Source organism: Olegusella sp. (assembly GCF_057238325.1).
The window spans coordinates 160,703-184,736 of the sequence record NZ_DBHHGF010000002.1; the positions used below are offsets into that span (position 1 = coordinate 160,703).

At 48.3% G+C, this 24,034-nt stretch carries 20 protein-coding genes; 16 read left to right on the top strand and 4 right to left on the bottom strand.

Annotated features, from left to right (window positions below; genetic code table 11):
• Window positions 1–35 precede the first annotated feature (35 nt).
• Window positions 36–1,013 carry a patatin-like phospholipase family protein gene (locus tag ACO5JD_RS03360; RefSeq protein WP_484987569.1) on the bottom strand — a complete coding sequence of 326 codons (978 nt, stop codon included), beginning with the start codon at window positions 1,011–1,013 and terminating at the stop codon, window positions 36–38.
• 111 nt (window positions 1,014–1,124) lie between these two features.
• Here ACO5JD_RS03360 and ACO5JD_RS03365 point away from each other — a divergent pair, with 111 nt between their 5' ends.
• Both ACO5JD_RS03365 and folK read left to right on the top strand, forming a co-directional pair.
• A complete protein-coding gene (locus ACO5JD_RS03365) occupies window positions 1,125–1,862 on the top strand; it encodes an NAD-dependent protein deacylase (protein ID WP_484987631.1) in 738 nt (245 codons plus the stop codon).
• A gap of 46 nt (window positions 1,863–1,908) precedes the next feature.
• Window positions 1,909–3,327 carry a 2-amino-4-hydroxy-6-hydroxymethyldihydropteridine diphosphokinase gene (folK, locus tag ACO5JD_RS03370; protein ID WP_484987571.1) on the top strand — a complete coding sequence of 473 codons (1,419 nt, stop codon included), beginning with the start codon at window positions 1,909–1,911 and terminating at the stop codon, window positions 3,325–3,327.
• A gap of 96 nt (window positions 3,328–3,423) precedes the next feature.
• On the opposite strand, the gene ACO5JD_RS03375 is transcribed toward folK, so the two are convergent.
• Window positions 3,424–4,248: a type III pantothenate kinase gene (locus ACO5JD_RS03375; RefSeq protein WP_484987573.1), complete on the bottom strand. Its 825-nt coding sequence runs from the start codon at window positions 4,246–4,248 to the stop codon at window positions 3,424–3,426.
• A 138-nt stretch (window positions 4,249–4,386) separates the two neighbouring features.
• On the opposite strand from ACO5JD_RS03375, the gene rpmE reads away from it, so the two are divergent.
• On the top strand, window positions 4,387–4,815 hold the full coding sequence (rpmE, locus tag ACO5JD_RS03380; protein ID WP_484987575.1) for a 50S ribosomal protein L31: 429 nt from the start codon (window positions 4,387–4,389) through the stop codon (window positions 4,813–4,815).
• A gap of 753 nt (window positions 4,816–5,568) precedes the next feature.
• Here rpmE and ACO5JD_RS03385 read toward each other — a convergent pair.
• Window positions 5,569–7,518 (bottom strand): BglG family transcription antiterminator, encoded by a 1,950-nt coding sequence (locus tag ACO5JD_RS03385; protein WP_484987577.1) that lies wholly within the window; start codon window positions 7,516–7,518, stop codon window positions 5,569–5,571.
• Between the two features lie 240 nt (window positions 7,519–7,758).
• Here ACO5JD_RS03385 and ACO5JD_RS03390 point away from each other — a divergent pair, with 240 nt between their 5' ends.
• From ACO5JD_RS03390 to ACO5JD_RS03420, 7 genes are all read left to right on the top strand, one after another.
• Window positions 7,759–8,073 (top strand): PTS sugar transporter subunit IIB, encoded by a 315-nt coding sequence (locus tag ACO5JD_RS03390; protein ID WP_484987579.1) that lies wholly within the window; start codon window positions 7,759–7,761, stop codon window positions 8,071–8,073.
• 62 nt (window positions 8,074–8,135) lie between these two features.
• Window positions 8,136–9,407, top strand: coding sequence for a PTS sugar transporter subunit IIC (locus tag ACO5JD_RS03395; protein ID WP_484987581.1), 1,272 nt, complete (start codon window positions 8,136–8,138; stop codon window positions 9,405–9,407).
• Between the two features lie 77 nt (window positions 9,408–9,484).
• The gene (locus ACO5JD_RS03400; protein ID WP_484987583.1) at window positions 9,485–9,886 is read left to right on the top strand and encodes a PTS lactose/cellobiose transporter subunit IIA; all 402 of its coding nucleotides are present in this window, start codon (window positions 9,485–9,487) and stop codon (window positions 9,884–9,886) included.
• Window positions 9,887–9,938: 52 nt separating this feature from the next.
• A complete protein-coding gene (locus ACO5JD_RS03405; protein WP_484987585.1) occupies window positions 9,939–11,381 on the top strand; it encodes a glycoside hydrolase family 1 protein in 1,443 nt (480 codons plus the stop codon).
• Window positions 11,368–12,294 carry a DMT family transporter gene (locus ACO5JD_RS03410; protein ID WP_484987587.1) on the top strand — a complete coding sequence of 309 codons (927 nt, stop codon included), beginning with the start codon at window positions 11,368–11,370 and terminating at the stop codon, window positions 12,292–12,294. The genes ACO5JD_RS03405 and ACO5JD_RS03410 overlap by 14 nt, the downstream gene beginning before the upstream one ends.
• 15 nt (window positions 12,295–12,309) lie before the next feature.
• Window positions 12,310–12,573 carry an HPr family phosphocarrier protein gene (locus tag ACO5JD_RS03415; RefSeq protein ID WP_484987589.1) on the top strand — a complete coding sequence of 88 codons (264 nt, stop codon included), beginning with the start codon at window positions 12,310–12,312 and terminating at the stop codon, window positions 12,571–12,573.
• A gap of 6 nt (window positions 12,574–12,579) precedes the next feature.
• Window positions 12,580–13,035, top strand: coding sequence for a hypothetical protein (locus tag ACO5JD_RS03420; protein WP_484987591.1), 456 nt, complete (start codon window positions 12,580–12,582; stop codon window positions 13,033–13,035).
• A 46-nt stretch (window positions 13,036–13,081) separates the two neighbouring features.
• Here the strand turns inward: ACO5JD_RS03420 and ACO5JD_RS03425 are convergent, their stop codons facing one another.
• Complete coding sequence (locus tag ACO5JD_RS03425) at window positions 13,082–14,491, bottom strand: hypothetical protein (protein ID WP_484987593.1); 1,410 nt, start codon at window positions 14,489–14,491, stop codon at window positions 13,082–13,084.
• Window positions 14,492–15,185: 694 nt separating this feature from the next.
• Between ACO5JD_RS03425 and ACO5JD_RS03430 the strand changes: the two genes are divergently transcribed.
• The 6 genes from ACO5JD_RS03430 (at window position 15,186) to prmC (ending at window position 24,032) form a co-directional block, all read left to right on the top strand.
• Window positions 15,186–16,889, top strand: a complete 1,704-nt coding sequence (locus ACO5JD_RS03430; protein ID WP_484987595.1) for a M3 family oligoendopeptidase — start codon at window positions 15,186–15,188, stop codon at window positions 16,887–16,889.
• A 246-nt stretch (window positions 16,890–17,135) separates the two neighbouring features.
• Window positions 17,136–20,324 carry a MucBP domain-containing protein gene (locus ACO5JD_RS03435; protein ID WP_484987597.1) on the top strand — a complete coding sequence of 1,063 codons (3,189 nt, stop codon included), beginning with the start codon at window positions 17,136–17,138 and terminating at the stop codon, window positions 20,322–20,324.
• A 77-nt stretch (window positions 20,325–20,401) separates the two neighbouring features.
• Complete coding sequence (locus ACO5JD_RS03440; protein WP_484987599.1) at window positions 20,402–20,881, top strand: hypothetical protein; 480 nt, start codon at window positions 20,402–20,404, stop codon at window positions 20,879–20,881.
• A 151-nt stretch (window positions 20,882–21,032) separates the two neighbouring features.
• Window positions 21,033–22,100, top strand: coding sequence for a peptide chain release factor 1 (prfA, locus tag ACO5JD_RS03445; RefSeq protein ID WP_484987601.1), 1,068 nt, complete (start codon window positions 21,033–21,035; stop codon window positions 22,098–22,100).
• Between the two features lie 76 nt (window positions 22,101–22,176).
• Complete coding sequence (locus tag ACO5JD_RS03450) at window positions 22,177–23,154, top strand: alpha/beta fold hydrolase (RefSeq protein WP_484987603.1); 978 nt, start codon at window positions 22,177–22,179, stop codon at window positions 23,152–23,154.
• Window positions 23,151–24,032: a peptide chain release factor N(5)-glutamine methyltransferase gene (gene prmC / locus ACO5JD_RS03455; protein WP_484987605.1), complete on the top strand. Its 882-nt coding sequence runs from the start codon at window positions 23,151–23,153 to the stop codon at window positions 24,030–24,032. Before ACO5JD_RS03450 ends, prmC begins: the two co-directional genes overlap by 4 nt.
• Window positions 24,033–24,034: the final 2 nt, after the last annotated feature.

Consider the following 24,034-nt stretch of genomic DNA (forward strand, 5'->3'; position numbering starts at 1 on the left):
AACTCGAACTACAAAATGACTTGATTAAGTGTAGCCTACCCAAAAATCCACTCCTCCCATTGGGGATAATCACGCAAAGCTTGGCGATAGCCCAGCTGGAAAGAGTTGTAGAGCGCTGCAGTATCTAGCGTCGTTGATTTGACTGGCATGGTATCTGGACGCACGACGTAAGCACGACCCTCGCGTTCCATCTGCTCCAAGCGGTCGAGCGCGGCGTTATAGCGTTCGTGGCGAGTAAGCAGAGCTTTGCCTAGATGTGGATAGCTCTCGCCCCATCTACGATAAAGGCGCTGCATAGCAGCAGACGGCGCAGGCTTGCGATAGCCAGCAGGACGCGTTGCAACAAAGAAGAAACGCTCATATCCATCCATCTCGGCCAGATGCATAGGAAGTCCTGCTTCAAAACCAATACCGCCGTCGAGCATAACCTGCCCATTGATAGAGATGGGCTTCATCATGCCTGGCAAGGTTGAACTTGCACGAGTGCACATCATCATATGTTCAAATGTATCCATGCTCTCACGAGTAAAACTTACGGTGCGACCCGTATCTCGCTCAAATGCCTGTAGACGTGCTTTGGCGGGATTGGCGGCAAAAGTCTCCCAGTCAAAAGGCAAAAATCCATCTTTGATGCAGCCGCCGTAATCATAGTCGGCGTTGAAATAGCCATGACCTTCCATAGCCGAGCGAAAGCCGCCCGCCTCACGTACAGTTGCAAGATCGATAAAAGCCTGGCGCGTACGGTTGATATCGCGGCTGAGGTAGTCAACAGTGTGACTGGCTCCTGCAGAGATGCCACACACTTCGTCAAAGAAAATCCCGCGCTCAAGCAGGACACCTGCAATGCCAGCCGTATACGAACCACGAAAGCCGCCACCCTCAAAAATCAGAGCGATATCGTGTACATTGGATTCTATTGGCAGATGCTCGCCGCCTCGAGGACGCGCGGTGCAACTTTTGAGTACGTAGTCCTCATTGGGCGTGTTGGTTAACTGGTCCATAATGCCCTCCATTCGCGAATTAGTTCGCTAGGAGATTTTAGCGCAGGCAGTAGGGGTGCTAGAGTGGATGGACAAGAAGCCCTAACAAAAGCGAAGCATAAACGAAACTGGAGCGTGGCTATCATGGGTCAAATTATTCGCGATCCTCAAGAGGCGGCGCATGAACTCGATAACCGCATAGGCAAAGCTAGGAACGTGGTTTTCTTTGGTGGCGCAGGAGTCTCGACGGCAAGTGGTATTCCAGATTTTAGAAGTCCAAATGGGCTCTCCCGCCAAAAGCTTGATTACTCACCCGAAGAGATGCTCGAACATCGTTTCTTCATGGAGCATACGCAGGAGTTCTATGATTTTTATCGCACATGTATGATTGCGCTTGGCGCGCGTCCCAACCAAGCGCATCTCAAGCTTGCCGAGCTCGAGCGTGAGGGCAAGCTAGCAGCGGTGGTGACGCAAAATATTGACGGTCTGCACCAAGCAGCGGGTTCGCATCAGGTCTATGAACTGCACGGTTCGGTCCATCGAAATATTTGTCAACACTGTGGAAAGACTTATTCAGCTGAGTGGATAGTGGCAAGTAAAGGTGTGCCCCATTGCGAATATTGTGGTGGGCTTATTAAGCCTGATGTAGTGCTTTACGGCGAGTCTCTTAACCAAGCAGTACTTTATGGAGCAGCACAGGCTATTGCTGAGGCTGACATGCTTATTGTTGGCGGTACATCCCTAGTGGTATATCCTGCTGCAGGTCTCGTACAATACTTCCAGGGAAATGATCTTGCGATAGTCAATATGCAGTCAACTCCTCAGGATGCAATGGCGGATTTAGTTTGTGTATGTGATATCGCAAAGGCTTTTGATTTTTGATTGCACTGGCTAGCTGTGCCCTATAACGGGCTTGAGTGGAGGATCTATGGCTCGAGAGGACTTTGCCATTTGGCGTTGTGGACATCATGAACTCTCGCTGGCGCGTCCACGCATTATGGGCATGCTTGAGGTGGGTCCTAGCGGTTTGGCAACTGAGGAGGCAATTGCGCTTGGCAAGGCAATGCTTGATGAAGGTGCCGACCTTCTTGATGTGAGCTTTGCACCAGCGCCAGAAGAGTTGCCTGCTACAGATTCCGCCGCAGCTCGTGCGCGCAGCGCAGCGATTGACGCTGAGGGTGAGGCAGTAGTGCCAGTAGTGCGCGGACTTGTCGCCACGGGCGCTATTGTATGCATTACTACGCGTCATCCACAGATTGCCAAGATGTGTATTCGTCTAGGCGCAGAGGTGCTTGACGATCCTGAGGGCTTTACCAATGCTGAGATGGTTGAGATTGCTGCCGAGAGTGATTGCGGTTGTGTAGTGCTTTGCGATAGTGAGTTCCGTGTGAACTCTTCTCGTCGTTCAGTTGTACTCGATCAGACTCATACGCCTTTGCGTCCTGTAGCATCCAACCGTCGTTTTACTCTGCCCGAAGAAGCGCCCATTATGCGCGAAATCATGGGCTTTTTAGGCGATCAGGCGCGCATGTTGTTGCGTGCTGGCATTTCGCGTGATCGTATTTGTTTTGATCCAGGATTAGGGCAAAACAAAACTCCTGACGAAGATGTCGTAGTGCAGCGTAATGCAAAAAAGCTCATGTCATTGGGTTATCCATTGCTTCAATCAGTATCTGAGGGAGATTTTTCTACTTCAGTCACAGGATCTCAAGCAGATAAAGCTGCGGCTATGGGCTTTTGTATCTGGGGCATTCAGGCTGGAGCGCGTATTTTGCGCGTGCACGATGTGGCCCAGATGGCGGAGGCAGTTAATGCATATTGGGCAATGGCAAAGCCTGATGCACGTCAAGGCTTTGTCTCTTTGGGCTCAAACGTAGGTGACCGTGTAGGATATCTGTCCCAAGCAGTACAGCTTATCGATAAGATCCCGATGACCTGCGTTGTCGCCGTGAGCTCTGCTTACGAGACTGAACCTGCATATGGCATTGCAACGCCTGTTGCAAATGCGGTGGCCGAGATTCGCACCGAGTTGCATCCCTTAGTGCTGTTGAGCCATCTGTCAGAGATTGAAAATAAGCTTGGACGTATTCGTGATCCCAAAACTTCGGGTCACGGTCCGCGTACGATTGACTGTGATCTTGTTTGGGTTGAGGGCGAGACTCATGCAGGCAAACGTTTGACTTTGCCGCATCCACACTTAGGCGAGCGTGATTATGTATTAGTGCCCATGGAAGATCTGATGCATGATCCCGTACGCTTCTTGACGCATGCAGGTGTTGAGGTGGCAGAATCGGAGCAGCGCATTGGTCACGTTACTGCCGAGCTTGGACCCCTAGATTGGAAATAAGCAGAACCGTGTGTTTGTGGCGGTTTGCTTGACAAGAAAAGCCCAGCAGTTGAGCCATTGCTGGGCTTTAATCTTTATATGATTGTGAGTATGGTCTTAAGTTCGATTTGCGCGTTTTTCTGCACGGTGCAGCCAAATTTGCCTAATGCCACGAATAGTAATGTCAGGATCGACCACATCAAAAATATCGGTCGCTTCGGCTACAACGGAAGAAAGCCCGCCTGTACCTACGATGGTGCAGCGTGGCATAGTGGCACCGTCATGTGCCTGTGACCACTCAGCACAAAGTTCTGCTTGTATGCGGCGCACAATGCCTTCTGCTTGGACTGCTGCGCCGATAACAATGCCTGACTGCACGGCAGTTTCGGTGCTGTTGCCTAGGGCATGGGCGGGAGCAATAAGCGGTACGTTTGACAACTTTGCTGCCCGCTCAAAAAGCGCGGCTGCCGATAGCTGCAGACCAGGCATGATGGCTCCGCCGCGGAAGCGACCATTGGCGTCAACCACATCGATATTGGTTGCTGTGCCAAAGTCGACCACAATGACGGGTGCGCCATAGCTAGTCTTTGCGGCTACCGCATTTGCAATGCGGTCGGCTCCGACTTGATTAGGGTCGGGGAGGGCAACTTCAATTCCGCAGTCGCGCGAGGCATCTATTACCAGTGGCGTAGCTCCTGAAATCTCTTTTGCCAAATGGATCCACGACTGAGTAAGTGTAGGCACGACCCCCGCAATTGCTACGTCGTTGATGTCTTGGAGCTTGTAACCTAGCATATGGAAGTAGCCATACAGGCGGGCATGGAGTGAATCGGCAGTATCTGTGCGTGAGGTCGCCATGCGCCATTGTCGTAGCAAAGTCTCATCGTCGGCGATTAAACCAAGGGTTGTTTGGGTATTTCCTATGTCAACTGCGAGAAACATGTGAGTCTCCTGGACTGTGCTTGGCGTTTTTGCTTAACACGTGTTATTATCGCAAAGCTTGTCACAAACGGTTGGTTATGTTTGGATAAGCGCCCACCACTCGCCTGGTCGGAAACCAGGCCTACGTTAGGAGTTGTCATGAAGCAAGGAATCCATCCCGAGTACGTGGAGTGCACTGTACGTTGCACCTGCGGCAATACCTGGAAGACTCGCGCTACCAAAAGCGAGATGACTGTCGACCTCTGCGATAAGTGCCACCCGTTCTACACCGGCCAGCAGAAGCTTGTTGATACCGGCGGACGTGTCCAGCGCTTCTCTGACAAGTTCGGTGGTGCTGCTGCACAACAGCTTAAGCGTGCGCAGGAAGCCAAGGCTGCAAAGGCTGCACAGGCTGCCGAAGCTGCCGCCGCTGCAAAGGCTGCCAAGGAAGCAAAGGCTGCTGAGAAGGCCAAGCGTGCTGCAGAGTACGCCAAAAAAGCCGAGGCTGAGGCTGCCAAGAAGGCCGCCGCTGCCGCCAAAGAGGCAGAGTCTGCTACCGTTGCTGCTGAGGAGCCCGCAGCTGAGTAAGCACCCGCTTTACAGATGTACGAATGACCCGCTAGCACTGGATGAACAGCGTTAGCGGGTTTTTTGAAGTCACGTAAACCTTAAAATGGCGCCCTATCGCCCCATAAGGACGAAGATGGGTCGCCTAATGCGTGCTGATGCGACGGTGTGTAGCTCCGCTTGTCCGCACTGCCTGTCAAAAGCCACACATCATTTCAAATGACGCAGCTCTGCTTGTCAGAAGCCATATTCTGTTTCATCCAGTGGAGCCCTGCTTGTCAAACGCCACGGATTCTTTCAGTCGAAGCAGCCCTACGTGTCAAACGCCACGTTCTGTTTCAGAAAAAATGTCAAACGCCACACTCTATTTCAAAGGGCCTGACGTTTGCGCAGGTAGATTTTTTGGACGTGAAGAGATATGTGGCTTTTGGCTAAAAAAGTGAAGTAGAACGTGGCGTTTGGCATTTGGTATGAAGTAGAACGTGGCTTTTGGCAAACAAGGACGCTATTGCTGAAATAGTTTGTGGCGTTTGGCACTCGGCATGAAGTAGAACGTGGCTTTTGAGTGCCCATGTGAAACGATGTGTGGCGGCTGACATCGGATGTGAAACGATGTGTGGTAGCTGGCAACCTCCAGAGCTTGTGTTTAGGGCGGCGCACGGAGCGTATAGGCAAACAAGCGCCCGATTGCGTTACTTGTATAGGAATATAGGGAAGAAGTACCCCAGACAGAAGTGCCCCAGGCACCTTTTGCCCATATCAGCCCATCTGCAGCTAGGTTGTTAGTATGCGCACAAATTCCTCGTAGCTGTCGGTGCGTAGAGCTGCCTGGCTTTTTTCTGGCGAGAGAAACAAATCAATAACGAGGTCAAGTATGTCTTGGAAGAAGGGCGTGTCTCCCTTTGTCATGCCTATCATTACAACAAAATTGACCTTACGAGAGCCATTCCAAGGGATTGGCTCGTCATTGTGGAGTACGCAGGCAAACGAGCGCTGCGCGGATACTGTAATTGGGTGGGGCACGGCAAGCAGATCGGTAAATGCTGTATTTGAGAGATGCTCGCGCGTCAGAATGTCATCAATGAGTTCAGGTGTAGCCACGCCCTCTGCTATGCAGTGGTCTCCTAAGCGTTGAATACAGTCGGTAGCGCTGGAAACATGAAGATTGCGTAGGTAGAGCTCAGGACTCATGACCTCTTGTAGGTGCGTCCGTGCCTCATTTGCCCGGCGCTCATGTGCAATTTCATCGAGTTCATCGCGAATTTTTCGAACATTACGCGTAGAGAGCAGCGGACTTACAAGTACTGTATGAGGGTGTTGGCGTGGAAAACCAATGGTCGTGATGACAAGGTCACAACTGGGTTGGGCTGCAAGATACTCCTGAGCGTTGAGTACACCAATAACACTGAGTTCGCCATGCGTTTTTTCTTCGAGTGTCTGCAAAAAATTGCTCGCGTAGTCGTGATAGCGCTCAAAAATAACAATACAGGATGCGGTTTCCTCGTTTTTCTTGTGCTGTTCAATATATGCACCTAGGTGGAAGGCAAGAAAACCAATTTCGTCATCAGAAAAGCTAATCCCCAGTTCAAGTCGGACAAGATGCGCAAAATAGACACCCATATCGTAAACCGCTGCATAGTCCTGCTTGAGTTGGTTTGCAATCGGATTGGGGCATGACGCGCCGTAGATCGTGCGCTGATATGCGTTATGTACGTGCAGGGCAAATTGCAATAAGAACGTTTCATCAAACTCAACGAGGTCATATTGGTCGCGCAAGGATTGCACCATGCCAATATACTTTTCAAAAAAGCCAGCACCTACGAGACGTACTAGGCGGTCACGCGACAACTCATCGTAGGAATATGTTTCGGTAGAGAGGGCAAGCAAGACAATAATCTGGCGATAATCTTCTTTACCGATATGAACGCCAAATGCCCGGGATGCATATGCTTGAATCTCATCTGCACAACGTCGAATAGCATCTGCATGTGTAAGATTTTCCACTATTTGAGCAGTACGCATTGTGGAAGTTAGAGTTGCTGTCAGGGTATTAGGTGACTGTAGGCGGATCATGATGACAGCTAGGTGCATGAGCAGGTTGCTGAGGGCGTAGTTGTTGAGAAAGAGCCCCGATTGTTGGCAAATGCTCGTTAACTGTTCGAGCATGGACTGTACGTCGTAATTGGGAAACATCGCCTCGAGAATCTCTGGCGAGCTGAAGTAACCATTGCCTCCCTGCATTGCGGCATGGCCGATAAGATGACGAAGATCGACTTCGTTGCCAGTCAACTCTAAGGAAAAGTCATGAACATCAAGTTCAAGATCAAAGCGGGCAAGAAGTCGTCTGAGTTTGGGCATCACGGTATTTTGTACGGTACTCTCACTAACACCCATTTCGTCAGCAAGGTCAAAGATAGAGACAGGTTCAGGCGCATTTACAAGACGAGCTAATACATAGGCAACTCGTTGTCCTGGAGTGGGAAGCTTTGTATCCGTGCCTGTAGAATCTGAATGAACAGCGTCAGAAAACTTCTTACTTTCTGCAAGACGATAGCCCAGACGAGATGAGTCGATACTTGCAAGCCCTCGGCGATTGATGTCCTTAACATAGGTGCGTACCGTACGCTCGCTGGTACCAAGGCGCCGTGAAATAGTAGATGCAGGAACCCATGAGTCTGCATCACGCAGCATATCTAACAGTCGTCCAATACGGTCTTCCTTCATAGGAGCTCCCGTTAGCCAGCTTTCTTCAGCTTTTTGTTAATGCATGAAGTATAGGGTGGCTGACGGAAAATTTTCCGCCAATTAGTACTTTGCCTGCCAACTTTCCGCCTAAGCGGAAGCTTTTCTATTGCCGCTTAGGCGGCAGGGAATATGGTGGAGCCATGAAAGAGACAGGAGGATAGTGAGCCATACCAAAAGACTGCGGCTGATTATTTGACGCACGGGCGAAGGGAACATGAAATGGCAAAGCACAACGTTCTTCTGGTATGCGGCTCCGGTGCTTCCTCAGGCTTTATGGCTGCAAACATTCGTAAGGCAGCAAAAAAGGCGGGTGAAGAAATCTCCGTTAAGGCAGTGAGCGAGTCTGCTGTTGAGGACTATGTCGAAGAAATCGATTGCCTCATGATTGGGCCCCATCTTGCATCAACCAAGGAAGGCCTCGAAGAAGTGTGCGAAGGCTATCCCATTCATGTCGTTGTGATGAAACCTGAGTATTACTCCCATCTTGATGGCGAGCAAGCACTGACCCATATTCATGAGATTTTTGGTGAGTAGCAAAGGCAATTCGTCTGCTTGGTAAGCAGGCTGTAATGCAAGTTTGAACTAGAGGAGAAGACATGGAGAAGTTGATTGGCTGGCTCGAGAACTCCTTCGCGCCGCGCCTGCAGAAGGTCGCCAACCTCCAGTGGGTCGTGGTAATCAAGGATTCCTTGATGCAGATTCTACCGTTCATTCTGGCGGGTTCGCTGTTCTGCTGCTTGGCAATTCTGAATGACTATATTCCTTGGCTACCGAGTTTTTGGACGCCTTTTGGATGGACCATGAGCAAACTTTCGCTGATGGTTGCCTTCCTTGTACCCTTTAACTATTGCGAAAAGAAACGTTATCGTAAGCAGCGCATTATTGCAGGTATCACGGGCTTGATGGTCTTTATGATTATGGTCGAGCCCGAGATCGTTGCCGACAATGCGGCTGGCACCTTTGGTCAGGGACACAGCGCCTATGGTGCAGGTGGCATGTTTGCTGCCATTATTGCAGGTATTGCAGTAGGCCTTATTTTTGGTGCTTTCAATAAGTTCTCCTTCTTTAAGGAAGATTCTGCAATTCCCGATTTTGTGCGCCAGTGGTTTGATGCACTGCTTCCCATTATGCTGACCATTTCTGCTTTCTGGCTACTTGTAGATGCAGCTGGTTTTGATATCTACAATACTATCGTTGCCGTCTTTATGCCGCTGCAGAATATTCTTGATACGCCTGGTGGCATGGTTGTGACGTTGTTCCTGTACTGCGTGATTTACTCTATGGGCATTTCGACTTGGGTACTTACCCCTGTTACTGAGCCTGTGAAACTTGCGCTCATTGCTGATAACCTCGCTATGGTTGCTGCTGGCACCGCTACGGTTTCTACTCTGCATATCTTTACTGAGACCTTTATCTACACAACCTATCTTTGGATTGGCGGCGTTGGTGCTACGCTTTCCTTGGTTGTCTTGATGTGTCTGTCCAAAAACAGCGGAATCAAGGCTCTTGGGCGTGCATGCCTCGTTCCCGGCATCTTTAATATTAACGAGCCTGTTGTTTTTGGTGCTATTGCCTGGAATCCTCTGCTGATGCTGCCCATGTGGCTGCAGGGTATTATTCTTCCTATTCTGACAATTCTCTTTACCAAGGTTATTCCCTTCGCGCCGATTCCTCGCATTCAGTTTGAGCTGTGGTATTGCCCATATCCCATCTCGACCTTCATCTCGACGCAAGGATCCATTACGGGCGTTATCTTTGCTGTCGTGACCTTCCTCGTATCTGGTCTTATCTGGTATCCCTTCTTCAAGGCGTATGAGGATCAGGAAAACAAGAAAGAGCAAGCTGAGCTCGAAGCTGCAAAGGCATAGATGTAAAGTTTTTTGTACGACCGATTCACGCAGGGTCGCTCCAAAAGCGGGGCGGCCCTTCTAGAAAGGCGAACTCCATGCTGGAGGAAGAAGAAAACCCGATGCTGGGGATGTCCGAGGCAGAAAAGACGGAGTACATCGTTGAGCAGGCTATGGGCATCATCATGGCTTCGGGTGACGCACGTACTCTTGCAGCACAGGCTCGCGATGCAATTGCTGAGAGCCGTTTTGATGATGCACGAGATTTATTGAAGCGTGCAGACAAAACCCAAGTTGAAGGACATAATATCCAGACTGCGATGATTCAAGGTGACATTCGCGGCGGAGATGAGAAGCTTGGCTATCATGTCCTCTTTGCTCATGCTCAGGATACGTTGATGACTATTCAGGTTGAAATCAATCTCACCAAGAGCATGCTCAAGCAGGCAGAAGCTTATGAAACTCGCTTGAAGGCATTAGAAGACAAGCTCGCAAATTAGGATTGATGAATTGCCGCCTAGGGTTAGGCGGAAAGGAGACCATAACATGACCATGGCAAAGCAAAATTGGTTGCCTGATGACTTTTTGTGGGGTGGCGCCTTTGCTGCAAATCAGATGGAAGGCGCTTGGCGTGAGGGTGGTAAAGGCTGGTGCCTGGCAGATGTAAATCGCGCTCAGTATGACCTGCCTCCCGAACAACGCTACAACATGGAAATTGACTCTGCCTATGTTGAGCATGCAATGGCAGAAGACGATGCGATGTATCCCAAACGCCGTGGTATCGATTTTTACCATACCTATCCAGAAGATCTCAAACTTCTTGCAGGTACTGGTATGAATGCCTTCCGTACCTCTATTAACTGGGCACGTATCTTCCCTAATGGAGATGATGCAGAACCCAACGCAGAAGGTCTTGCCTTTTATGACAAGCTAATTAATGAGGTCATCGCTGATGGTATGGATCCCATGATTACCATCAGCCACTACGAGATGCCCCTCAATTTATCGCTCAAGTACAACGGTTGGTATGAGCGTGAGACGCTGGATTGCTTTGTGCGCTATTGCAAGGTGTTGTTTGACCATTTTGGTGATCGCGTCCACAAATGGATTGTAGTCAACCAGATTAACCTTGTGATTCATGAGAGTTACAACCATCTAGGTATTCTGTCTGATCGCTTTGACAATCTGCTTGAGGCGAAGTATCAAGGGCTGCACAACGAGATGGTTGCCTGTGCTGTGGCTACCAAATACAGCCACGATAACTATCCCGAAAACCAAATCGGTATGATGTTCTGCTCGAATCTTACCTATCCTTGCTCCATTCGTCCTGAAGACCAATTCTGGAACATGCGCCACAACCAAATGGAATACTTCGTAGGTGATGTGATGGTGCGTGGTAGCTATCCTGGCTATGCTCTTCGTTGGTTTGATGAGCGTGGTGTGAACATCAACTTTGCTGAAGGTGATGAGCAGGCATTAGCCGAAGGTACGGTGGACTTTGTGTCGCTGTCCTACTACTATACACGCCTTTCTGGTGAGGAGCCCTATCTGCACACCGATCTTGGGCAGGTTCCCAATCCTGAGCTTCCTGAAAGCGCTTGGGGTTGGGCAATAGATCCCATTGGCCTGCGTATTGCCCTTAACGAGTATTGGGATCGCTACCAGTTGCCACTTTATATCACAGAAAATGGTATTGGTGCCTATGATAAGGTCGAGGAAGATGGTTCCATTCACGATCCATATCGTATCGACTATCTGCGTGCTCACATCAAGCAGATGATTGAGGCCGTAAAAGATGGTGTTGATTTGCGCGGGTACTATCCTTGGGGACCTCTTGATATTGTGAGTTGTTCAAGCTCAGAAATTGAGAAACGCTACGGCTTCATCTATGTTGATTATGACAACACGGGAGCTGGTACGGGTAGACGCATTAAAAAAGATAGTTATGACTGGTATCGCAAGGTTACTGCATCAAATGGGCATGAACTTGACTAAAAGATCTTCTCGGCACGGCGCCCCCATCTTGGGTGGCGCTGTGCCAGCCCTTATGGTATTTGCTGCTTCCGTGCTTTGGGGTTCAGGCGGTCTTTTTGTAAGTGCGCTTGAGGGTTTTGGTTTGACAAATCCAGAGATGACGGTAGTTCGTCTCGCTACTGCTTTGCTTGCAATGAGTGTTCTGCTTGCCATGCGCCGTGGTGGCCTCGCTCGTGTGGAGCGTGCAGATTGGCCACGATTTCTTCTCTTGGGCACGGTGGGTTCGTTTGCGTTTGTTCTGCTGTATAACTACGCAATCTCGATTACAGGTATGGCTACAGCGGTAGTGCTGTTATATCTGATGCCGAGTCTTGTGACGGTGTGGGAGGTTATGCGAGGAAGGGAGCATCTAACCTTTGGTCGGATTGTCTCATTAGGACTTTCACTTTTGGGATGTTCTCTTGTTTCTGGTATGTGGGGTGGGGGAGCACAGCTTGAAGTCGTTGGAATTATTATTGGCCTTGCCGCAGCGCTGTGTTACTCGCTTCAAAATGTGCTTCAGGCTTCTCTTGGTAGACGGTACCCCACATCAACAGTGGTTTTTTACAATATTGCCCTCGCTACGGCGTGCGCTTTTGTCTATTTATTGATTACCGAAACGAGTTTGGATTTTTTGGCAGTTTATATCGCAAACCCCGTTGCATTAGCGGTCAATATTGGCTTTGGTCTTTTTGATAGCGTTCTTGCATTGATGCTGTTTAATGCGGCAATTAAGCGGATGCCGGTCACACAAGCATCAATTATTGCGACAAACGAGCCTGTGGCGGCAGCAGTGCTTGGAGCAGTGTTTTTGGGACAGGCACTTACGGCTTTTACCGTAGCAGGTATTGCTTGTGAAGTGGCGGCACTCGTGTTGATGAAACTGACTAAATAAGATTAGGGGGCGTTTATGGTCACGGTGCATGTTAGCTGCGGTATTCCGGCGGGTTTACATGCTCGCCCCGCAGCAGAGTTTACCGCTCTTGCACAGCAGTTCCAAAGTGACGTTTATTTGCGTAATGTCAGTGTAAGTGGAGAATTTTGTAATGCAAAGCGCCCCACCCAATTACTCGCTGCGGATGTATGGCAAAATCAGCTTGTCGAGCTTGAGGTTGATGGTCCAGATGAGGAAGAGTGCGCCCGCGTACTTAAGCAATACCTAATCGGAAGGTAGAGACCCATGGCCAAGGCATTGGAAAAGATTCCCGATTTCAAAAGTACAAGGACTTACTCTGCGCTTGATTCCTCTGGGCGTCGTGACCTTGCTCGGGTTGCTCGAGAAGATCATATTGGTGATGAACAGCTGTTTTATCTGCTCTACAAAAATGATCTTTTGCATATGATTAGTAAAGACGAACGCAAAAAAGCAAATCAAGGCTCGGAGTTTTTTGTTGTGATGGCAGCAATTGCAGCGCTTGCTGCTATGGCATCGCGTCAGCCCGTTGCCGTATTTGTTGCAACTGCGTTTTTATGTCTTGCTGCCGCGCTGTATTTTGGGGGATTTACCAACAGTTATTCTCAGGCACTTCGCCAGGTGAAGCGCAAACTCAAGAGCATGCCTGCTGCAGAAGGTTTTAACGCTTGGTTGGATGAGCACCCAATCCGCCTTACTGAAGAAAGTGACGACGAAGAGTAACTTCTTGCTGGGTGTGATTGTAGATTCGCTTGCCGTGGCAGACGATTTAGTCTGCACCGTCTTTGCTAAGTGAATAGCTATCGGCAAATTCGCCTCTGACGGTGTAGGGGATGACCAAGAAGTTTTGCTCGTTTTCATAATGGGTTGTTAGTGTTGCAGTTGCGGCATTGGGAGTTTTGCTTCCACCAAAAACCAGCATAAGCTCGATGGTGCCCTCAGCAGATTTGGGTGTTGTGTACTTTAATACCAAGGCGCCACTTGTATTTGTTTCAAGCGTGCTGGTAAACGAGACGTTCTCAATGCGTATGTCGCCTTCGTTTGAATCCGTGTCCTTGGGCACGGCCCCATGATGGTGTACAAGACCCGAAAATGTCCCTGTTAACTGGGTAACGCCATCATTGTTAGTCTGCGTACTGCCAATAGTGATTTTAAGCGGCGAAGAGTTTGCACCATAGCAGCCGTGGCCGTCATTTTTTTGTGATTGATAGCTGCCTGTCCATGTGCCTACAAGCGGGGCGTAGCTTGTCTTTCGTGCATCTGCATCTGGCGTGCAGGATTTGATGTCCCACTGGCCTGTTTGTGATGAGAAATGAAACTTGATTGTGAGCTTGCACTTGCGCTCGGAAAAACTGTCCTTGTTGGAAAAAGCCAGCACAACTGTGGCATTGTTGGTCTCGGGGTCGAATTCTTCTTGGAATACGGTGCAGTCAGCATCGCGGTAGAGAGAATAAAGAGAGTCTTGCTCCGTAGAAGAAGTGTTTGTCTGGTTAGATTTTTTGTCTGTCTTGGCAGATTTACGTTCTGCAATATCTGCACGCTGCAAAAAAACGCGTGCTTGTGTAAGCACTTTATCCGTATCGGGTCCTTTGCTGGCAGACCAGCTCACTTCTTGGATGATGAGATTTCCAGCTGTAGACCACTTGCCGTGGCCATGGCGGTCATATAGAAGGCTAACCTTCTCGCGTGCAGCAATCCCATCGCCTGCGTAAATGACAGCACCTGTTGCATTGCAGTGGTCCTCATCGCGGATGACCTCGCTATAGTCCACAGAATCTAGGGTTAGCGTCGTATCACGACCAAAATCGCCAGGGTCATAGGCAGGAGCCTCGGACAGGTTGGCAATGTCGCTGCTCACCTGATTGAGCGATGGCTTGTCTGTTGCACGAATTGATGAAATTGTGATCATCGACAGAAGAATGACCGCAGCTATTCCCAGTACTACTAGGCTACGTAGATGAGCTTGCAGCCAGGGATGACGCTCTAATTTCGATTTTGGCGAGGTATCTGGAGCTGGCTCTGAGCTCTGCTCTGGCCCCTTATTGAGGAAATCGCGATTTTGAAGGCGCGTAGCTGTAATTTCAGTCTTTTCAAGGATATCTGATGTAGCGCTGTGCTCCTCAGTGGTTGCTGCAGTAGAAGGCAGACTTGTATCGTTATGAAGTCCGTCTTTGCTCATCATTATCCCTAAAATTGCGTAGTGTCGCTTGCTATTGTAACCAAAGCCCCTACCCATTATGGAGCTCGCTACGCATCTGCGCCACTGTGTCCAACTGCTTGGCTATGGCTTTTATGGGCAAGCCACCGCAGGTGGCTTCAGCACCCCCCAATTCCTGTAGCCGGTTCGAGAGTTCCTTCAGGCCCTCCGTAAGCAGTTCAAAGAGCGTCGCAACCCATACAAACAGCGCCGCATCGTCCTCAACCCTCCACAGGCGGTTCAATACCGTCGCAAACCCCTATAGACGGTTCAAAACCGTCCCAAATCTCTGTAAGCGGTTCAATACCGTCGCTCTGCTTCCACAAAAGTGCTGCTCACCTTTTTGCTGAGGGTGCTTCTTGAACCCGTTGCATTCCATTTAATGCAGACGGTTCAAAAGCGTATCAAGTGCGCGAGAGAAGGCCAGGTAAAAATTGTCGCAAGGGCGCCTCTTGAACCCGATGTGGGAGAAAGGGTGCATATTGAACCGCCTGTGAAGGTGGGCGTCGAGTGAGCCGCGGGTGGAGCAAAGACGCGCAAAGGAGTTATTTCATGACGGACTGATTTGCACTGTAAAAGGGTATTTCTTATCGCGAAGATGCAGCGCTAATCTTTCAAAGGTAAAAATTTGCTAGCGTAGTGCTGTCACATAACAAGCAAAACAAAGGAGCCATCCATGAAGTTTCAGGATATGCCCTATGAGCGTCCCGATTTGGCAAAGGTCAAGGTAGATATCAGCGCATTGACAGAACGCTTTGCCAAAGCTGGTAGCTTTGAGGAAGCAGAGAAAGTCTTTCTAGAAAAAGATCAACTCGCAGCGCATATTTCGACCTTAAATACCCTTGTTGAGATTCGCCACTCTATCAACACACTTGACGAGTTTTACGATAAAGAGCAGCAGTTCTGGAATGACGCATCTCCTGAGATTGAGGAAGCTGATGATGCTTGGAGTGCAGCTTTGCTTGCCTCGCCCTTCCGCCCTGAGTTTGAGGCAAAGTACGGCACGCTTATTTTTGACAAAGCCGAGCAGGCGCGCCGTTGTTTCTCTCCTGCAATTATGGATGAGATGAAGCGCGAAAACGCCTTGGTCCAAGAGTACGAAAAGCTTATCGCCTCTGCTCAGATTGAGTTTGAGGGTGGTACGTATACTCTCTCTCAGCTTACTCCCATGAAGCACGATAAAGACGACGCACGTCGCCTTGCTGCATGGAAAGCTGAAGGCTCATGGTACAAAGACAACCAATCCGAGCTGGATCGCATTTACGACGAACTGGTACATGTCCGTGATGCTATGGGCAAAAAACTTGGCTACGACAACTATCTTCCTTTAGGCTATGACCGCATGGAGCGCTTGAGCTACAATTGCGAAGATGTTGAGCGTTTCCGCAAGGCTGTTCGTACCTATGTGGTGCCTGTGGCCAATAGAGTTTTTCTTGAGCAAGCAAAGCGTATTGGCCGCCCGTATCCCCTCTCTTTTGCAGATGAAGGCCTGACCTTCCGTTCAGGAAATCCTCTGCCTGAAGGCACGCTCGATGACATCGTGGCGGCTGCACGCACCTTCTACAGTGAGCTTAGCCCCGAGACTAAGGAATTCTTTGAGACCATGCTCAATGGCCAGCTAATGGATTTGCTTTCCACAAAGGGAAAGGCTGCTGGCGGCTACATGACCGAAATTCCTGACCACAAAGTCCCGTTCATCTTCGCTAATTTTAACGGTACTCAAGGCGATGTTGACGTGATGACCCATGAGGCGGGCCATGCCTTTAGTTATTACATGAATACTCAGCGTGTGCCTGGCTCGCTTGCAATGCCTAGTTCAGAAGCCTGTGAGGTGCACTCTATGAGTATGGAGTTCCTCGCGTGGCCTTGGATTGAGGGATTTTTTGGCAAGGATGCACGTAAATATCGCTATGCACATTTGGCGGGTGCCCTCACCTTCATTCCTTATGGCACGATGGTCGACCACTTCCAGCATCTGATGTACGAGCAGCCCGAGTTGACTCCTGCCGAGCGCCATGCTACTTGGCGTCGCCTGCTGGCAATCTATATGCCCTGGATATCTGTTGATGGCGATATTCCTTTCTATGGTGACGGTATGGGTTGGCAGCGCCAGATACACATTTACGAGTGGCCGCTGTATTACATCGATTATTGCTTGGCACAGACTGTGGCGCTTGAGATTTGGGAGCTCTCCCAAGAGGACTTTGCCAATGCTTGGAAACATTACATGGCATACACCCGTCAAGGTGGCACCAAAGCATTTACTGATCTTGTGGCTGGAGCCGAGCTTGTCTCGCCCTTTGATGAAGCATGCTTGCGCAGTGTTTGCGAGTATGCAAGCAAGTGGCTTGAGTCTTATGATTTGACTGGCATCGAATAGCTAACAAAATAGATAGGTTTCGAGGTGGCAGGGCTGTAATGTTTAGCCTTGCCACCTCAAAGCTCTTCTAAATAACCGCAAATGGTTCAAGTTTCGAAGTAAGCAAGCATAAATGGGCAGGTAAGTTTTTTCAAAAGTCCGAAGAATGAACCATCTATTAAAAAAGATGCGTTTTGCACCCTATATGACTCGGTTGCAAGGACTACTATAAAAAAGCCGTATGCCGTTTATTTCGGGAAAAACACCATGGAAAAGAAGCTCTCAAGCTCTGTTGCTCATATGACACGAGCGTTAGCCTTGACACCCATGTTCCTATTGTTAGTCCTCTTTTTACGATTACCTCTTGCCTATGCTGAAGAAATTCCTCCAGCTTCAAAAGAGACTATAGAAAATATACAAGAAGAGCCCGACGACAAAGAAACTAGCGAGGATGATGCAGGTAGTGATACAAAAGAAGTCACTACCGCTACACCAAACGATAATACTAATGAAGATTTAGATACCAAAGCAAAAGTTGATACCAAAGAAAACGTGTCAGCTCAGGAGCCCGCAGTAGAAATTGGTGATACGGGATCAGAAGCAAAAGTTCCTACTAAAGAAGAAGAGCCTGAAAAGGATACAACACCTACGGTAAAAGAAGCGACGGTATTAGGTGAGCTTGATACGAGCAAAAAGGGTGTTGAGTACTTTAGAAATATCACGATTTCAATAGTTGGAGAAAACCTTACAGATGCACATTTCCTTACCAAAGAAGGCTTGCATTGGTCAGAGAAAACTACTGTTGAGTCAATAAAGGGAAAAGAACTCGGCAACTATGATTTCTCGAATTTTTCTGGTGCGAGACCTCATGCTCGAGTTAAGACTTTCAGTATCAATAATGGGGATTCAGGAAGAATCACCTATGTAGGCAAGACTAAATCTGGCATAGATTTGGACCTCATCTGGACAGTCATTAGTTCTGATAAAGAGGACTGGGCAGCCCATTCTGGATACAATGACCACCGAATTAAAGGTCTAGGATTTATTGGCGAGCAATTTTTCGATGGTGCTCGTGGTAATTCAATTGTTGTCTTATACAACAATGCCAGCCGTCTTGGATTGAACTACAAGATAGTAAAGCACGCTACCAATGAAGAGCAGCCGGTAGTTGTGAGCTTTATTTCAACCGATATTGACTCCGCACAGGGAGTCAAAACTGATCTCGCGAATATTGTTGAAATAATCCCTAAAGAGTCTCACCTCACAAAAAAGAATGGCATCATTTACGACACGACAAAAGGCGCCCTTAACCTCAATGGATCAGCTGATTTGCCTAGAGGGGGATATCTAGGAGCAGGATTTCTGTCTCACTTTAGCTATATTTTCTATTCTCCAGCACCCGCAAGAGCGCATGATTCCTATGCCTATCCTACGGCAGTTAGATACGATATTTTTGGTAGTAGCCTGCAAGCCAAGTTACAAGCCAGAATTAGCCAGCATATTCTCGTTCAATATGTCGATACCACAGGAAATGATATAAAGGCAAAAGAGTTTTATAGGGGCTTTACCGATGAAAGCTACCGAATAAGTTCTCTTTTGATTCCCAGCTATCAACTCGTGGATATCAGAAAAGATGAGAGTGATAGTAACTATCCCGTTATCACGTTTGTATATTCACCAGAATACAGAGTCAAGTTTAGCTTTGTCGATGAAGCAGGGAAGAAACTAGCAAAAGACAGACAGTACAGCGTATTAGAAGGAAAGCAGCTCTCATATAAACCTGAATTGATAGAGGGCTATATAGTCCCTAACACCTACCAAGCAATCATTACCCGTGATCTAGAGCATGTCTTTGTATATAAGAAGATAGCCCGTCCTACACATGAACATAAAAATGCAGGCAAAAATACCACTCAGCATGACAGTAAGAACAATACATTTCATACAGGGCAGACAACTCAAACCACCTCATCGCAGGCCCCACATAAAAGCAGTCCTACAAACACTCCTACAAAACCAACCCCTCCCAAAGCTGCAATCGATCCCTTTTTGATTAATACCAACATGACTGCAGAAGAGAAGAAACAGTTTTTAGACTACATAGATGAAGTTACTCGCCAAGCAAAGAAAAAGTACGGCAAAGACAAAAACAAAATCAATCATGCGATAGCAAATGCGATTGCCTATCCCGTGTATGCCGAAGATTTTCTGCAATCGCTTACTAATGATTTTGGGAAGAAACCTGAAGTTGAGAACTATAGTGACATTAAGGATCTGTTGGATCGTATACATCAAAAAGGACACTATTTAGCCGACTTCCCCCATCTTGCCACCACCCTTGCCACCGCAGAAGACAGTGGCCCAAAAAAAGAAATCCTCAAATGGTTGGCTGGGCTATCTATCAGCAATCTTTTTGGACATTCTCCCGAAGACAACTTCTTTCAACTCAACTCTCTAACAGGAGATACCCTCACCAACATCGATGCCAAAGATCGCAGAACAGATATAGATGCAATCATCTTTCACTACCATCCTGACTTCAAAAATCTCACCTTAGATGAATGCATCAAACGCTATTACAGCACAGAAAACCTTGAGGTAGAGCGTCAACGTCTCTACAAAGAGGTGCTTGCACTTCAATCAAAAAGTGGTGCTAGCACAGAGGTGCAAGAACGTACAAATACTCTGGGAGCAGCGCTGTCCTTAGGAGGAATAATATTAATTCTAGTTGGGCTGAAAAATAAGTTGGAAAGAGAAGGTAAGAAATTCAAGGAAGATCCTGTTAGCTATATTAAAAATTTCCTTTCAAAGATTGGCCCCGGCATCATTGCGATTGCAACGACGCCCCTTACCCTTGTAGGGGTAGCTTTGGGGACTTTGAGTAACCTAGCTTCTAACGCAGTAGTTTACGGAGCCAAGATAGCATCTTCACTTGGTAAGAAGGTATATCTTCATGTACTGAGACCTGCAGCTACCTCTATTGGCAAACATATACTTCAACCCGTAGGTACATCTCTAGTTCAACCAGCTTATCAAAAGCTCATAAAACCAGCGCTTTCCGTCGTAGAGAAAAAGGTACTGAGACCAGTTGTACAAAAGCTAGTCAAGCCTGCAGTTCGGTTGGTTAATAACAAAATCATGCGTCCCATTAAAAACAAGGTAGTAAAACCTATAGCCAAATTTGTAAGCAACAAAATCATCAAGCCTATTTCGAAAAAGGTAATCAAACCAGCTGCAAAGTTTGTACATAACAAGCTTATAAAGCCTGTGCATAGAAAAGTTATTAAGCCTCTCTACAACAAGGTGATAAAACCTGCTGTGAAACCTCTCTATCGCAAGGTAATAAAGCCAACGGCGAAGTTCATCAAAAAGAGAGTTGTCAAACCAGTTGCCAGATTTGTAAAGAACAACATAACTAAGCCGATAGGTAAGTTCTTCAAAAGGCTGTGGAAATAGAAACGAGGCAGATGGTTATGCTTAAAAAGATAAAGAACGTAGTAAAAGGCTGTTTCGGGCTATTAGTGTGGCTACTCATGCTCTCAGCCATACCTGGATGTATCAACTACAACCTCAAATCGAACTCAGTATATTACGCACAACACACCCCTCATAAGAAGGGTACGGAACCCGTACTCATGATGCTTATCGATAATCTTGGAGACATCTATACCCCCGATGATCTCAAGACCATTGGCTACGACTTCGATGGTAAACCTGCAATCCTTACATACGATAAAGAGGGTAAGCAGTTAGGTTTTCTGACGCCAGATAGTGATGGAGGGTATATGGTTGATAATGAGAATCTAATCTTCCACTTCACTGAAAGTTTTCAACTGAAGAACATACGTGATGCAAACAAAGGTTATAAAAAAATAGATATGAAAGGTTTCAACGAACAAGACATCAAAAAGGACATCTACAAAAGCGTACAGCCTCTCATAGATGCGCAGTCAAAGCCTTGGATAAACCTACAATGGCTATTTGATATCGTTTATCACGACAAGTTCAATTAGCTACATTCTAGAGTTCTGAGAGAACTCAGAAATAGATAGGTTTCGAGGTGGTAGGGCTGTAATGTTTAGCCTTGCCACCTCGGTGGTATCATTTGAGAGTTGAGAAATAGACGCAGCATTCGCTGCGTGAGCAAAGCGTTGAGGAGCCATCATGCGGGACAAGCTCGAAAAACTCATTGCAGCCTATCTTGAGCTGGAAAAGAAACTCATGGATCCTGAGGTTGTGTCGGATCCTAAAGAATATGCACGTCTTGCCAAGGAGCACTCAAACCAGTCTGACTTGGTGGAAAAGGCACGCGAGTACCTTACGGCGCTTGATGATATCGACGCAGCAAAGGAAATGCTGCGCGAGACCTCGGATGCCGAGGATAAAGAAATGCTTCAAGCAGATATTGCTGACAATGAAGCAAAACTTCCCGGTCTTGAGGATGAGATCAAAATCATGCTCATTCCAGGCGACCCCAACGATGAGAAGGACACCATCGTTGAGATTCGTGCGGGCGTTGGTGGCGATGAGGCAAGTATTTTTGCTGGTGACCTTTTTGCTATGTACCAGCGTTTTGCTGCTTCTAAAGGATGGAAGATTGAAGTACTGAGCTCTAATGAGGGCACGGCTGGTGGTTTCAAAACCATCGAGTTTAAGGTTATGGGCGACAAGGTCTACTCCGTAATGAAGTACGAGAGTGGTGTCCATCGCGTGCAGCGTGTTCCCAAGACCGAGAGCCAGGGTCGTATCCAGACTTCGACGGCAACGGTTGCTGTATTGCCCGAAGCAGATGAGATTGATGTTCAGATCGCACCTGAGGATATTCGTATCGATACCTATTGTTCGTCGGGTCCTGGCGGACAGGGCGTTAATACGACCTATTCGGCTGTACGTATTACTCACTTGCCCACCAATACCGTTGTTACTTCACAAGATCAGCGTTCGCAGATTCAAAACCGCGAAGCTTGTATGCAGATGCTGCGTGCACGTCTCTATGAGATGAAACTTGAAAAGCAGCAGGCAGAGGCGGGTGCCAGCCGCTTGGCGCAGATTGGCCATGGCAATCGATCTGAAAAGATTCGTACCTACAACCAACCTCAGGATCGCGTGACGGATCATCGCATAGGTTTTAATGGCACATACAATGGCGTGCTATTGGGCGATACGCTACCTTCGGTGATCGAGGCTCTTGCCGCCGCTGACCGAGCAGAGAAGCTCACACAGGCTGTCTAAACTAGCATTTGTCTGACACCTCTGGCTTGAATGGAGCTAGAGGTGTTTTTGTTTGTGCCTATGTAATGGGATGTGTATGGCAGGTCTGCAGGAGGCGGTTATGACCCACGAAGACATCAAGCTGCGTTCAACTGATGGCGCTACGACTTGTATAGGTGATTTATGGCTGCCCGAGACCGAAGATGCACCCTGCGGCATCGTGCAAATTGTGCATGGCATGGTTGAGCATTTCCGCTGTTATGACAAGGTGGTCGAAGCACTGACGTCTGCGGGCTATGTCGTTTGTGGCATCGATCAGCTGGGGCACGGGAGAACGACGCCTAATGTAGCTCAGCGTGGCATATATGACCCTAAACATGGCGCGGATTATCTCATTGAAGATCAGCATGTGCTCAGGCAGTTTGTCTCTGGGCGTTTCCCCAAACTGCCTTATGTGATGTTGGGGCATTCGATGGGTTCTTTTGTGGTGCGTTGTTATATAGCTCGCCATGGCGAGGGACTCGCTGGTGTCATTATCATGGGTACCGCATGGATGGCAAACGTCAGCGCTCCAAAGTTTATTACTTCAATTATTGCGCGCTTCCGTGGCTGGGGTTATCGCTCTGCTTTTGTAGACAGTATGGGTACGGGGAGTTATAACAAGAGCTTTGAAGGTACGGGCGCCAATACAGGCTATGAATGGCTCAGTTCAGATCCTGCGCGTCCGATTAGCTATGCGGCTGACCCAGATTGCGGCTGGATGTTTTCTGTTTCGGGCTATTACGTCATTGCTCAGCTTCTTGAGGAAGCAGAACGCCCCGAGGTGTTGATGCGTGTTCCACATGAACTACCAGTGCTGATCTTGTCGGGCGAGCAAGATCCCGTAGGCGAAAACGGTAAGGGTCCACGCGCTTGTGCTATGGCTTTGCGCAAGGTTGGCCTTTTGGACGTGACAGTCAAGCTTTATCCTAACGCTCGCCACGAACTGCACAACGAACGTTGTCGTCAAGATGTGCGAGCCGATGTAGTGAAATTTCTTGAGAGGGTCTGTGTGCCTGCTGGAGGATTGCAATGACAAAAAACGAGTGGACCTGTAAGGCCATACTCGATTGGACAAGTGAGTATCTAGAGCGCAAGGGAGATGAACATCCCCGCCTATCTGCAGAGTGGCTGCTTTCTGGTGTATTGGGGCTTTCTCGCATTGAGCTTTATACCAACTTTGATAGACCACTTGATAGTTCGGAGCTTGCTGCGATGCATGCTGCTATTGAGCGTCGTGTAGCTGGAGAACCGCTGCAGTATGTCACAGGAGAGACTGCCTTTCGACATATCGTAGTCAATTGCAAGAGTGGTGTGTTGATTCCGCGCCCTGAGACGGAACTGCTTGTTGAAGAAGTGCTTAACCATTTGTCAGCTGATCACAACCAGTATCCTGCGTTGGTACTGGAGGTGGGCTGTGGCACTGGCTGCGTTGCTTGTTCATTTGCTCATGAGCGGCTTAAGACGCACGTGTTAACTACAGACGTATCGCCTGATGCAGTAGCGCTTGCGCGTCTCAATCGCGATAGGTTGGGGCTGACAGCGCTGGTGGACGTTTTAGAATGCGATCTTGCTTCTGCGGTAGATCCAAGACTTATGGGGCATTTTGATGCTCTGGTTTCCAATCCGCCCTATATCCCAAGTGAAGTGGTAGAAGAGCTGCCTTATGAGGTATCAGGCTTTGAACCACATCTTGCATTGGATGGCGGTGCAGATGGTCTGGACGTCTATCGTCGCCTACTGGAGCTTGCAGAACAGGCATTGCTTCCAGGAGGCTTATTTGCGGTGGAACTTTTTGAAACAACGCTTGAAGAAGCAGCACGTCTAGCACATATGCAGGACATTTGGCAGTCGATTGAGGTACATGAGGACTACACGCATCGTCCGCGTTTTTTGGTTGCGGTGCGTGCATAGAA